Below are 14,205 nucleotides of genomic sequence, written 5' to 3' on the forward strand. Positions count from 1 at the left end.
TCAGGTCCAGGCGAGCAGGGCGGTCTCGATGGTCGAGCCCGGGCCCATCGTCATGAGGACGCCGAGGTCACCGGACTGGACCGCTCCCTCGGCCACCAGGCGTGAGAACGAGAAGAGGAACGAGCCGCTGGAGAGGTTCCCGAAGTCGCGCAGCACCGTCAGCGTGTGACGCACGTCGTGAGGCGTGAGGCCCAGGTTGACCATGACGGCGTCGATGACCTTCTTGCCGCCCGGATGAATGACCCAGTGCGCGACATCGTCCCTCGTCAGGCCGTTGGGCTCGAGCAGGGCGTCGACGGTCTGCTCGGCGTTCGCGCCGACGACGTACGGGATCTGCGGGTCGAGGAAGAAGCTGAACTTGCCCGCGTCACCGTCCCAGTCGTACCGCATGGCGTCGATGGCATCGACGATGATCCGGCTGCTGAAGTCCAGGATGCGAGGGACGGGAACCGGGACGGCGCCATCGACTCCGACCAGCGGGCCGGACTCGAGGGTGATGGCTGCGGCCCCGTCGCCGAAGAGGCTGTTCACGACGGCGGTGCGCATGGACCCGTCGAAGACGTACGCGGCGGAACACATCTCGATGCACGCCATGACGGCCAGCCGACCCGGGTTGGCCTGTGCCCAGCCCGCCACCGGGGCGAGACCGTTGAGACCGGCGTTGCAGCCCATGCCCACGACGTCGAGCCTCGAGGTGGTGGGCTTGAGCCCCAGGGCGCGGATGAGGTGCGCCGACAGGCCGGGGGCGAGGAACCCGGTCGTGGTGATGCAGCACAGGTAGTCGACGTCCTCCAGGGAGTGCCCCGACGCCTCGACGGCTTCGCGGATCGCCTTCGAGCCGATGTCGATGCTTCCCTTCAGGTGCTTGGCCAGCAGCTGGCCCTGGTCCTCGTCCATGGGCACGCCGTCGTCACCCAGCTCGGGCAGGGTGAGGTGCCGCTGCTCGATGGCTCCGTTCTGGAAGACCGAGCGGACCCTCGGGTCCGCGATCCGGTAGAGGTCGAGCACCTCGTCCTGGGTGTACGCCTGTGCGGGGTTGGCCGTGCCCACGCCCGTGATGGCCGGCCGGTGGTCGGTCGTCAGGGCGAGGGACGTCGGCTTCGCCGTCGACTCCGTCGTCATCGTGGGTCCTTTCCGAGGGGCTCGTCGCCGAGCCAGCGGTTGATGTCGAGCTGGTCGACGTAGGGGCTACGGCCGATCTGCACGTGGTCGCAGTGGACGGGGTCGACGGTCAGCGTCCCGGTCGTGAAGCGGGACCACTGGTCACGCAGCCCCTGGACACCGGGCGGACGCCCCTCGACGGCCTCGAACACGTGCACGGTGAGGTCCGACGGCGTCGGCCGGTAGTGCGCCAGGCAGTGGGCGTTGGTCTCGGACAGCGCTCGCAGACGCGCCATGCCCTCGAGCCCAAGGTCGGCCAGAGGGCTGCCGCGCAGCTCGAGCTCGTCGAGCAACACCCTGTCGGTGACGTCGACGAGACGGTCGCGCTCGATGGCCCCGTCGACGGCGGCCCAGAGGATGTCGACGGACGTCGGCGTGATCGCCTCGAGCGAGGCGATGCGGGAGTCGAGGAGGACCACGCGGTCGGCAGGTCGACCCGCCGCCTGCAGCAGGACACCCATCTCGTACGCGAGCACCCCGCCGAACGACCACCCCACGAGCAGCGGTCGCTGTCGCGCCACGTCGTCGGGCACGCACCGGACCAAGGCGGCGGCGATCTCCTGCACCGTCGACCGAGGTGCTGTGTCCCGCCCGTGGCGCGGGTCGACGAGCCCGAGCACCTCGCGGTCTCCGTCGATGGCCCGGGACAGGTCCGAGTAGGCCCACGGCAACCCGTTCACCGGCGGCACGAGGACGACGGGTCGCCCCGTGCCCGCGCTCCGGAAGCTCACGACCGATCCGGTGATGGCCGCGTCCTGGTCGCCCTCCAGCCACGACTCCATCGAGAGCACGGAGGGGTTCTCGAAGACACGGGCGACGGACACCTTGCGTCCGAGCCTCTCCGACAACCGGGCGGCCAGCAGGGCGGCGCTCAGGCTGTGACCGCCCGCGTCGAAGAAGTTGGTCCCGGTCCCGACCGTTGGGATTCCCAGTGCGTACGCAAAACAGTCGGCGAGCAGACGCTGCAGGTCGGTCTCCGGACGTCCCTCCCCCGCGTCCTCGACCGGCGCGGGCAGGGCTGCGGTGTCGATCTTGCCGTTGCTGGTGCGCGGCAGGCTGTCCACCACGACGACGGCCCGCGGGACCATGTAGCCGGGCAGCCGGGTCGACACGGACCGGCGCAGCACCTCAGGGGTCGGCGCGGCCCCGTCCTTCGGGAGCACGTGAGCGACCAGGGCGGTGTCCTCACCGTTCCGGCGCACCGACACGTAGGCGTCGGCCACGCCGTCGCAGTCGCGCAGCGCAGAGGCGATCTCGCCCAGCTCGACCCGCAGACCCCTGATCTTGACCTGCCCGTCCTCGCGGCCGAGGTACTGCAGGCGACCGGACGCGGTCCACCGCCCCACGTCGCCGGTGCGGTACAGACGGGTGCCGTCGCCGAGCGGGTGCGCGACGAACCGCTCGGCGGTCAACGCCGGGCGACGCCAGTAGCCGTGGGCCAGGCACTGACCACCGAGGAAGATCTCTCCGGTCCCGCCGATCGCGACCGGGCGCAACCCCGCATCCAGGACGTGCACCTCGACGTTGTCGAGGGGGCGACCGATGTCGGGAGGCCCGGTGTCGGGGCCGACCTCACCCCCGGTCGCCCAGACGGTCGCCTCCGTCGGTCCGTAGAGGTTGACGAGGCCGGATGCCGTCGCGCTCACGTCGCGCGCGACGCCCGGGGGGAGCTCCTCGCCCGTCGCCACGACGAACCGTCCCTCGAGCAGGGTCGGGTCGAGGGTGAGCAGGTGACGCAGCTGCGTCGGGGTGGCGACGACGTGGGTCACGTCGTGACGCCTCACCAGCTCGGCACACAGCGACAGGTCGCCGGCCTCCTGCTGGGAGACGAGGACCAGCCGGGCACCGACGAGGAGGGCGGGGAGCGTCTCCCCCAAGGACACGTCGAACGACGGTCGGGCCAGCGACAGGACGGTCGCCCGGTCGGACAGGTCGAGGCGCCGGGTCACGTCCGCGGCGAGGTTGCTCAGGCTGTCGGTGCCCACCAGCACGCCCTTGGGCGCCCCGGTCGACCCCGAGGTGTAGAGGATGTACCCCGCGGCCGGAGCGGCGGCCCCCCGCGCAGCCGGCGCCGTGGTGGACGCTGGCACCGCGGTGAGGCCCTCGTCGTCGAGACCGTCGACCACCCAGCCCGAGGCGCTGTCCTCAATCATGTAGCGCTGGCGCTCCGCCGGTGCGGTGGGGTCGACCTGGACCGCGACACCGTCCAGGGACAGGACGGCAAGGAGCACGGCGAGGTTGTCGAGACGGTCACCGATGCGGACGGCGACGTGGTCCCCGGGGTGGACGCCGCCGGCCGTCAGCCGTTCGGCCACGGACCCGACGAGGTCGACGAACCCGCCCCGGTCCAGGGTCCGCGTGCGGGTGAGGAGGGGGCTGCCGGACCGTCGCCCCAGGATCGCGGCGACGACGTCCTCGTGCTCTCCGGCATGCCCCCTCGACCAGGTGCTGTCCGGCGGGGCGAGCCGTGCCGGCAGCGGGCGCGAGAGGTCGCCGATGCGCACGGTGGGGTCGCCGACCACCTCGTCGAGCGTGTCCACGAAGGCGCGACACACGGCAGCGACCGTCGACTCGTCGAAGAGGTCACTCGCGTACTCGGCCGCGACCAGCAGCCCGCCCTCCTCCGGTTTGGCGGTCACATAGAAGGACAGGTCGAACTTCGCGACGGCGAGCTCGAACGGCACCGGCTCGGCGAAGAGCGGCGGCCGACTCTCGTACTCGTCCGCCGCCATCTGCAGGAACACCTGGAAGAGGGGGTGGCGGGCCAACGACCGCGGCGGGGACAACACCTCCACCAACTGCTCGAACGGCAGCTCCGCATGATCGAACGCCGCCAGATCCACCCCACGAACCCGACCCACCAACTCCACGAACGACGGATCCCCACTCGTATCCGTCCGCAACACCAACGAATTGACGAAGAACCCCACCAGATCCTTCAACTGCTCATCAGTACGACCCGCCACCACCGTGCCCAACGGCACATCAACCCCACACCCCAACCGCGTCAACAACGCCGCCAGACCCGCCTGCACCACCATGAACAACGACGCATCCACCGACCGCGCCAACCCCACCAAACCCGCATGCGTACCCGCCGAGACCTCGAACACCACCCGCCCACCGCGATAGCTCGAGCGCACCGGACGAACCCGATCCACCGGCAACGCCAACTCCACCGGCACACCCTCAAGAGCCCCCGACCAGAACCGCACCAACCGATCCCGCTCCACCGAACCCGAACCAGAACCCGAACCCGAACCCAACAGATCCTGCTGCCACAACGCGAAGTCCCCGTACTGCACCGGCAACGCCTCCCACCCCGGAGACCGCCCCGCACACCGCGCCTCATACGCCACCGACAGATCCGCCGACAACGGACCCATCGACACCCCATCAGCAGCAATGTGATGAATCGTCACCACCAACCGATGGTCATCATCAGCCACCGACAACAACTCCACCGCCACCGGAACCTCACGCTCCAGGTCGAACACCCGCGAACACGCCGACTCCACCGCCGCATCCACCTCACCCACCCCCACCCGGGCATGCACGAACGGCACCTCCACCCCCTCCAACACACACTGCACCGGCTCCCCGTCCACCTCCCGGTACACCGAACGCAACACCTCATGCCGACCCACCACATCACCCACCGCAGCCCGCAACGCCCCCACATCAACCACCCCACGCACCCGCGTCACCACCGGCACGTTGTACGTCGCCGACGCACCCTCCAACCGAAACAAGAACCACAACCTCCGCTGCCCGAACGACAGGGGGAGCACCTCGGGCTCACGGTCCTGCGCCGAGGGGTCGGGCGCGCCCTGCGTCGTCTCGCCGACGTCGCGCACGGTCTCTCCGCTCACCGGTGACGCATCCAGATCGAGGTGTGCGCGTCGAAGTAGTCGTACTCCCTGATGTTCTGGCGGAGCACTCCACTCGTCTCGAGCTCACGGACGAGGTCGAAGTCGGGAAGGAGCAGCTCGGACAGCTGCTCCTGGGCCGTCGTCCCGTCGGGGTCGCCGAGCCACTTGTCCGGCTCGCTGAAGGTGGGATACCACGACCACGGGCACGCGATCATGAGGAACCCCCCGCGTCGCAGGAGGCGCTCGTCGGTGAACTGGCGAAGGCAGTCGGCGGGGTCCGGGACCCGGTCCAGGACGTTGGACAGGACGATGGCGTCGTAAGGCTCGTCGGGCAACGAGATCGCGGAGGCGTCGCCGACCTCGAACCGTCGCGGGCACAGCCCCCCGTCGAGACGGATCTCGAGGCGGTCGAAGGCGGCACCGTCGGTGGTGATGTCGTAAGCCCCCCCACCGGCATCCGCCAGACGCCGGGCGACCTCCACCGACGCCTCGGACACGTCGATCCCGACGACGTCGCCCGTCACCCACGACGCGAGCACCGTCGTCAGGCCGCCGACCGAACACCCGACGTCCAGGGCCCGGGCCACGTCCGACCCCTGCTCGGCGGCGGCGAGGTGCAGACCGTTGGACAGCCGCTGCACGAAGCCGTACGAGCTCGCGAGCACGTGCCGCGGGTCCGGGAAGGTCTCCTCGGCCGTGCCGTAGTGCATGAGCAGGTACTTCGCGAGCTGGCGCGGTCCGTCGTACGACTCGTCGTCGACCGACGTCAGGCTCTCGCGATCGACGAGCAGCGGAAGGGACGTGCCACTCAGGCTGGTCGGGGTGGTCGGGGTACTCATCGGTTCCTCCTGGACGTCAGCTTCGGTCGGTTCTGGTCGACCACGACCAACAACGGCTCCAACGCACGCGGCGTCGGCGCCTCGAACAACGAGCTGATCGAGACCTCACACCCCAGAACAGCCCGCAACCGGTTCACCAGACGAACCGCCAACAACGAATGACCACCCAGATCGAAGAAGCTGTCATCCGGACCCACCGCATCCAGCCCCAACACATCCGCGAAAACCCCACACACCATCTCCTGCCGCGGCGAATCCGCCACCCCCGAGGGCACATGACCCACGAACGACGGCTCCGGCAACGCCGCCACATCAAGCTTCCCGTTCGCCGTCAACGGCAACGACTCCACCGCCACCACCGCAGCAGGAACCATGTAGTCCGGCAACACCCGAGCCACCCCCGAGCGCACCGACTCCACATCGACCCCAGCCCCCACCGGCACCACGTAGGCCACCACCCGGACCTCACCCGAACCACCAGCCGAGCCACCAGAACCACCAGCGGTGGCCGACGCGTCACGACGCGCCACCACCGCCGCATGCCGCACCCGCTCATCCCGCACCAGCACGCTCTCGATCTCCGACAGCTCGATCCGGAAACCACGCACCTTCACCTGCGAGTCGTTACGCCCCACGAACACCAACCGACCCGACACGTCCCACCGCACCACATCACCCGTGCGGTACATCCGCTCACCCGCACCACCGAACGGGTTCGCCACGAACCGCTCAGCCGTCAACCCGGGCTGACCCACATACCCCCGCGCCAGACCACCACCAGCCACGAACAGCTCACCCGCCACCCCCACCGGCACCGGCCGCAAACCCTCGTCCAACACCATGACCGACATGTTCACCATCGGCTCGCCCAGCGGGACGACCGACCCGGGGACCTCGCCGGCGCGCCAGCCGTGTTCCAGCAGGCACAGGGTCGCCTCGGTGGGGCCATAGGTCGTGCGGACGACGATGTCGGGGCAGGCGTCGACGACCCGTCGCGTCGCCTCGGGCGAGACGACGTCCCCTCCTGTCGTGACCGAACGCAGGCCCTGCAAGGCCCCCGGGTCGTCCTGACCGATGACCCGGAAGAGCCCGGCGGTGAGGCTGAGCTGCGTGACGCCCTCGCGGACGAGGCGGGCGAGCGAGGAGGCCTCGATCGGCCCGTCCGGCGCCACCACGACGGTGCCGCCGGTCAGCAACGGCGCCCAGATCTCCCACACGGTCGCGTCGAAGGCGTGCGGTGAGTGGAACAACGTGCTGTCGTCGGGGTGCAGATCCCAGCACGGGTCCGTGCACAGATCGACGACTCCGGCGTGCTCGACCACGATGCCCTTCGGCTTTCCGGTCGACCCGGACGTGTACATGACGTAGGCGGCCGAGTGTGGGTGCACCATCGGCAGCACCGACTCCGCACCGAGGCCCTCCTGCTCCAGGGCACCGGGGGCCCAGACCTCGTGACCGACCTCGCGGCACCAGTCGGCGACGAGCCCGGCCGCGGGCGAGTCGTCGAGCACCACGAGGGCCGGGGTGTCGCCGATGACCTCGCGCATCCGCTCGGGTGGGTAGGACAGGTGGACCGGCTTGTAGGCGGAGCCCGCACGCATGATGCCGAGCAGGACCACGACGAGGTCGAGACTGCGACGCATGAGGACCGGGACGAAGGTGTCGGGTCGCGCACCGTGGTCGACGAGCGCGCGGGCGACTGCTGCGCTGCGACGGTCGAGCTCGGAGTAGGAGAGGGACCGCGTTCCCTCCCTCAGCGCCGTTGCATCCGGCGTCCTCCGCACGCTCTCGAGCACGTCCGCGACGACCGTCGACCGTCCCTCGACGACGTGACCGGCCACGACCCCGGGCCGGCCGGGGCCGTCCAGCCGTGACAGTGGAGTCGAGGGGTCGTCGGCGGCAGAGGCAAGCAGCGCGACGAGCTGCTCGACCAGCGCCCGTGCCGTGACCTCGTCGAAGAGGTCTCTGGCGAAAGTGATGTGAACAGCCGCACCGTCCTGCGCATCCGACACGTCGTAGGTGACCTCGAGGTCGAACCGGGCCTGCTGCAACGGTGTCGGGACCGCGTGCGACCGGGTCCCGGGGAGACCGAGGGATGCCGCGTCCTCGGTGACGGCGAAAGCGACCTGGAAGAGGGGGTGGCGGGCCAACGACCGCGGCGGGGACAACACCTCCACCAACTGCTCGAACGGCAGCTCCGCATGATCGAACGCCGCCAGATCCACCCCACGAACCCGACCCACCAACTCCACGAACGACGGATCCCCACTCGTATCCGTCCGCAACACCAACGAATTGACGAAGAACCCCACCAGATCCTTCAACTGCTCATCAGTACGACCCGCCACCACCGTGCCCAACGGCACATCAACCCCACACCCCAACCGCGTCAACAACGCCGCCAGACCCGCCTGCACCACCATGAACAACGACGCATCCACCGACCGCGCCAACCCCACCAAACCCGCATGCGTACCCGCCGAGACCTCGAACACCACCCGCCCACCGCGATAGCTCGAGCGCACCGGACGAACCCGATCCACCGGCAACGCCAACTCCACCGGCACACCCTCAAGAGCCCCCGACCAGAACCGCACCAACCGATCCCGCTCCACCGAACCCGAACCAGAACCCGAACCCGAACCCAACAGATCCTGCTGCCACAACGCGAAGTCCCCGTACTGCACCGGCAACGCCTCCCACCCCGGAGACCGCCCCGCACACCGCGCCTCATACGCCACCGACAGATCCGCCGACAACGGACCCATCGACACCCCATCAGCAGCAATGTGATGAATCGTCACCACCAACCGATGGTCATCATCAGCCACCGACAACAACTCCACCGCCACCGGAACCTCACGCTCCAGGTCGAACACCCGCGAACACGCCGACTCCACCGCCGCATCCACCTCACCCACCCCCACCCGGGCATGCACGAACGGCACCTCCACCCCCTCCAACACACACTGCACCGGCTCCCCGTCCACCTCCCGGTACACCGAACGCAACACCTCATGCCGACCCACCACATCACCCACCGCAGCCCGCAACGCCCCCACATCAACCACCCCACGCACCCGCGTCACCACCGGCACGTTGTACGTCGCCGACGCACCCTCCAACCGAAACAAGAACCACAACCTCCGCTGCCCGAACGACAGGGGGACGCAGGTGTCCCGGCGTCGAGCGACGAGGGCGGGCCGGTCCCGGTCGACCACGACCAACAACGGCTCCAACGCACGCGGCGTCGGCGCCTCGAACAACGAGCTGATCGAGACCTCACACCCCAGAACAGCCCGCAACCGGTTCACCAGACGAACCGCCAACAACGAATGACCACCCAGATCGAAGAAGCTGTCATCCGGACCCACCGCATCCAGCCCCAACACATCCGCGAAAACCCCACACACCATCTCCTGCCGCGGCGAATCCGCCACCCCCGAGGGCACATGACCCACGAACGACGGCTCCGGCAACGCCGCCACATCAAGCTTCCCGTTCGCCGTCAACGGCAACGACTCCACCGCCACCACCGCAGCAGGAACCATGTAGTCCGGCAACACCCGAGCCACCCCCGAGCGCACCGACTCCACATCGACCCCAGCCCCCACCGGCACCACGTAGGCCACCACCCGGACCTCACCCGAACCACCAGCCGAGCCACCAGAACCACCAGCGGTGGCCGACGCGTCACGACGCGCCACCACCGCCGCATGCCGCACCCGCTCATCCCGCACCAGCACGCTCTCGATCTCCGACAGCTCGATCCGGAAACCACGCACCTTCACCTGCGAGTCGTTACGCCCCACGAACACCAACCGACCCGACACGTCCCACCGCACCACATCACCCGTGCGGTACATCCGCTCACCCGCACCACCGAACGGGTTCGCCACGAACCGCTCAGCCGTCAACCCGGGCTGACCCACATACCCCCGCGCCAGACCACCACCAGCCACGAACAGCTCACCCGCCACCCCCACCGGCACCGGCCGCAAACCCTCGTCCAACACCATGAGGGCGGTGTTGACGACGGGTCCCCCGATGGTCACGGGCTCGGCCACCTGAAGCGGGCCACCGGATGCGAAGACGGTGACCTCGGACGGTCCGTAGGAGTTGATGAGCGTGTGGCGCCCGGCCCAGGCGCTGACCAGGCCGTCCGAGCAGGCCTCGCTGGCCGTCACGAACGTCCGGCCAGAGGGAAAGGCACCGGGATCCAGTGCGGCGAGCATGGACGGTGTCACCGTCGCATGGGTGAAGTCGGTCCGTTCGCCCGTCAGGAAGTCCTGCGGCTCCGTCGGCAGCACGACCGCGCCACAGAGCAGACCCATGAGGATCTCGAAGAGGGACCCGTCGAACCCGATGGAGGCCATGGCGACGACCCTCGACGTGTCCGTCACCGCGAAGTCGTCCCGGAACCGTGCTTCCAGCTTGACGAAGCCCTCGTGCGGCAGGAGCACTGCCTTCGGTCGTCCCGTCGTCCCGGACGTGTGGATGACGTAGCTACCGTGCGCGAGGCTCAGCGTCTCGGGACGGTTCGCGTCGGTGACCGGTCGGTCGGACGCTCGGGCCACCCATGCGTCGAGATCCATCTCCAACGCAGGGTCGGAGGCCGGCGCGACCCCGGTCGAGTCCGCGACCACGAGAGCACCGTCGAGGGAGCCCAGGATCTCGGCGGCGCGAGCCGCGGGAAGGGCGGGGTCGAGCGGCACGTAGACGGCTCCACTGCGGATCACCGCGGTCAACGCCACCACCAGCGCCGCCGAACGACGACCCGAGACCACGACCGGGCGGTCCGGACCTGCCCCCAGCGCGAGGAGTGTTCGCGCGAGACCGGCGCTGACGGCATCCAGCTGCGCGTAGGTCAGGCGGCCGTCCCAGGCCTCGACGGCGGGTGACAGGGCGCCGGCCTCGAAGGACTCGTCCAACAGGTCGGTCAGCAGTCGTGCGGGCCGCTCCGGACCCCGGTGCGCACCATCGGGCACGGAGGCGGCCGCGCCGAGCCGGGAGAGCGGTGTGTTCGGCTCGCGTGCGGCCGTCGTCAGCATCTCGACGAAGAGGTCCATCCAACGCCGGACGGTGTCCTCGTCGAAGAGGTCGGTCGCGAACGTGACGGTGCCCGTCAGCGGTCCGTCCTGCGCGGCCACCATACCGACGAACAGGTCGAACTTCGCGGGCTCGACGGGACGGTCCGCCTCGGAGCAGTCGAGACCGGCGATGCGCAGCGGCAGACCGTCGTCGAGGGTGAAGGCGACCTGGAAGAGGGGGTGGCGGGCCAACGACCGCGGCGGGGACAGCACCTCCACCAACTGCTCGAACGGCAGCTCCGCATGATCGAACGCCGCCAGATCCACCCCACGAACCCGACCCACCAACTCCACGAACGACGGATCCCCACTCGTATCCGTCCGCAACACCAACGAATTGACGAAGAACCCCACCAGATCCTTCAACTGCTCATCAGTACGACCCGCCACCACCGTGCCCAACGGCACATCAACCCCACACCCCAACCGCGTCAACAACGCCGCCAGACCCGCCTGCACCACCATGAACAACGACGCATCCACCGACCGCGCCAACCCCACCAGACCCGCATGCGTACCCGCCGAGACCTCGAACACCACCCGCCCACCGCGATAGCTCGAGCGCACCGGACGAACCCGATCCACCGGCAACGCCAACTCCACCGGCACACCCTCAAGAGCCCCCGACCAGAACCGCACCAACCGATCCCGCTCCACCGAACCCGAACCAGAACCCGAACCCGAACCCGAACCCGAACCCAACAGATCCTGCTGCCACAACGCGAAGTCCCCGTACTGCACCGGCAACGCCTCCCACCCCGGAGACCGCCCCGCACACCGCGCCTCATACGCCACCGACAGATCCGCCGACAACGGACCCATCGACACCCCATCAGCAGCAATGTGATGAATCGTCACCACCAACCGATGGTCATCATCAGCCACCGACAACAACTCCACCGCCACCGGAACCTCACGCTCCAGGTCGAACACCCGCGAACACGCCGACTCCACCGCCGAATCCACCTCACCCACCCCCACCCGGGCATGCACGAACGGCACCTCCACCCCCTCCAACACACACTGCACCGGCTCCCCGTCCACCTCCCGGTACACCGAACGCAACACCTCATGCCGACCCACCACATCACCCACCGCAGCCCGCAACGCCCCCACATCAACCACCCCACGCACCCGCGTCACCACCGGCACGTTGTACGTCGCCGACGCACCCTCCAACCGAAACAAGAACCACAACCTCCGCTGCCCGAACGACAGGGGGTAACGGGTCGTCTCAGCCGACATGGCTCTCCTTGGTGTTCGTGCTGGTCTCTGTGAGGAAACGCGCGAGCCGCTCGACCCCTCTGTCGATCTCGTCGGGGTCGGTGAAGCTGTAGGACAGGCGCATTCCTGCGGGCGCGGGATGGGCCCCGTAGAAGTGCCGTAGCGGGGTCCACAACACCCCGAACTCCTCTGCCGACCGGAGGAGCTCGTCGTCACCGAGATCGAAGGTCGTGTCGAGCTGGAGGAAGAAGCCGGAGTCGGGCGTTGTCCAGCTGACACCGTCGATGTCGGACAGGCGTCGGCGTAGAGCCTCGACCATGGCGGTCCGGTTGCGCCTGTAGGTCTGGGCGACAGCGGAGTTCGCATGTCGAAGACTCAAGCCGTTGGAGATGAGGCGGCCTGCGACGCACGCCTGTGCGACCGGCGAGGTGTTGACGCTCACCATGGCTTTGAGGCGCGACATGGTCGTGGCCAGAGTCTCGGTGGTGCCGTCCGAGCGTTGGACCAGGCGGTCGGCCACCGCGTACCCGACCCTCAGTCCGGGGAAGATCGTCTTCGAGAACGAGCCGAGGCGTACGACGGCACCGTCGGGGTCGAGCTCCTTGAGCGAGGGACGCCTGTCGGCCGGGCCGGCGACGAGTGAGTAGGGGTTGTCCTCGATGACCACGAGGTCCAGGTCCCGGGCCACGCCCAGGACCTCGGACCTCTGCCGCTCGGTGAGTGACACTCCAGTGGGGTTGCCCGAGTCCGAGCTGAGGTAGACCGCGCGCGGGCGCCGACCCGCCTGAAACGAGAGCTGGGCTGCGCTCTCGAGGCTCCGTCCCAGGTCTTCGTCGGCGGGTGCGGGTCGGGTGACGAGGCCCAGGCTCTCGGCCGCTCCCCAGACCCCGGGGTAGTTGGGGGCGACGACGAGGAGATCGTCCCGCTCCGGCCGCAGGACGGTGGCAAGAGTCAGCCACAACGCCTCCGCGGCACCGTTCGTGAGCAGGACGGCATCCGGCCTGACGGCGATGCCTTCGTCCTTCGCCAGGTGCTCCACGATGACGTCATTGACGATTCCCGTCGCCGGCCCGTACTGCAGCACCCGGGCCCGGGCCTCGTCGTCGCGGACGCCACGGTCCTGCAGCCACGACCGGTACGTCTGTAGGTCACGACCGATGTCGTCGAGACTCATGAACCCGTCGTGGGGGCGGCCGGCGGCGAACGAGATGGCGTCGGGGAAGCGCGCCGCGACCTCGTTGAGGAAGGTGATCCCCTCCGCCGCATCACTCGCCGCGAAGTCGGCAAGGTCATCGATCGAAAGAGCTTGCGGCCGGGGCGAACTCGCCCCGGCGGCGGGGTCCGTCATCACCCTGCGGTGGTGCCGGACGCCTGACGTAGTGAGAGCGGTCTGAGATCGGTCCAAGCGGCCTCGATGTGAGCGAGACACTGCGCACGCGGGGCCGACTCCAGCACCACGTCCCAGCCGCGCGGGACCGGTACCGCTCCGGGCCAGAGGGAGTACTGCTCCTCGGCGTTGACGAGGACGTGGAACAGCCCCTCGGCGTCGTCGAGGCCGGTGGCCGCGTGGGGCGCCTCGACGCTGCCGTCGGCGGCCGGCGTGAGCTCGTCCTGCGGGTCCGCCTGCTGCTGTGGTGTGGGCGTGCTGTTCTGCGGCGACATCAGCATCTCCTTGAATGTGGACGCGCCCGACACCGGACGGGACATCGGCGGCCCGCCTGGGAATACAACGCGTGCCGACCGGAACGATCCGGTCGCCACGCGCAGGTGTCGAACGTCCCCCTGTCACAAATCTCGGGACTGGCCCGACCCTAGCAACTGACGTCTCTGCGTGCACCGGTAAGACAACGGCCAACGGCCATTCGTACCAAACGCTGTCGATCGGTCGCCAGACACGCTGTTGTGCAACGAGATTGGACGAACCTCCAGTTCCACTCCGCCGTCAGGAAGGCTCAGCCAGGCCGTGTCGACACCGTCCGTCGTCGATGTCCGGACGAGAGCGAGCGCCGATGGCCGAGA

At 69.0% G+C, this 14,205-nt stretch carries 6 protein-coding genes; all 6 read right to left on the bottom strand.

The features are described 5' to 3' along the window. Genes dpgA through DFJ68_RS18990 form a run of 6 tightly spaced genes read right to left on the bottom strand, consistent with a single transcriptional unit; the run spans position 1 to position 13,848 of the window. A complete protein-coding gene (gene dpgA / locus DFJ68_RS14885) occupies positions 1-1,122 on the bottom strand; it encodes a 3,5-dihydroxyphenylacetyl-CoA synthase DpgA (RefSeq protein ID WP_121034410.1) in 1,122 nt (373 codons plus the stop codon). Beyond that, positions 1,119-5,033, bottom strand: a complete 3,915-nt coding sequence (locus DFJ68_RS14890) for a non-ribosomal peptide synthetase (protein WP_121034411.1) — start codon at positions 5,031-5,033, stop codon at positions 1,119-1,121. The genes dpgA and DFJ68_RS14890 overlap by 4 nt, the downstream gene beginning before the upstream one ends. After that, positions 5,030-5,872: a methyltransferase domain-containing protein gene (locus DFJ68_RS14895; protein ID WP_121034412.1), complete on the bottom strand. Its 843-nt coding sequence runs from the start codon at positions 5,870-5,872 to the stop codon at positions 5,030-5,032. The genes DFJ68_RS14890 and DFJ68_RS14895 overlap by 4 nt, the downstream gene beginning before the upstream one ends. Further along, a complete protein-coding gene (locus DFJ68_RS14900) occupies positions 5,869-12,207 on the bottom strand; it encodes a non-ribosomal peptide synthetase (RefSeq protein ID WP_121034413.1) in 6,339 nt (2,112 codons plus the stop codon). The genes DFJ68_RS14895 and DFJ68_RS14900 overlap by 4 nt, the downstream gene beginning before the upstream one ends. Beyond that, positions 12,197-13,534 (bottom strand): aminotransferase-like domain-containing protein, encoded by a 1,338-nt coding sequence (locus tag DFJ68_RS14905; protein ID WP_121034414.1) that lies wholly within the window; start codon positions 13,532-13,534, stop codon positions 12,197-12,199. The genes DFJ68_RS14900 and DFJ68_RS14905 overlap by 11 nt, the downstream gene beginning before the upstream one ends. Then, the gene (locus DFJ68_RS18990; RefSeq protein WP_121035417.1) at positions 13,534-13,848 is read right to left on the bottom strand and encodes an MbtH family protein; all 315 of its coding nucleotides are present in this window, start codon (positions 13,846-13,848) and stop codon (positions 13,534-13,536) included. The genes DFJ68_RS14905 and DFJ68_RS18990 overlap by 1 nt, the downstream gene beginning before the upstream one ends. Between the last annotated feature and the right edge of the window lie 357 nt (positions 13,849-14,205).

Origin of the sequence: Terracoccus luteus, assembly GCF_003635045.1 — a bacterium.
GTDB lineage: Bacteria > Actinomycetota > Actinomycetes > Actinomycetales > Dermatophilaceae > Terracoccus > Terracoccus luteus.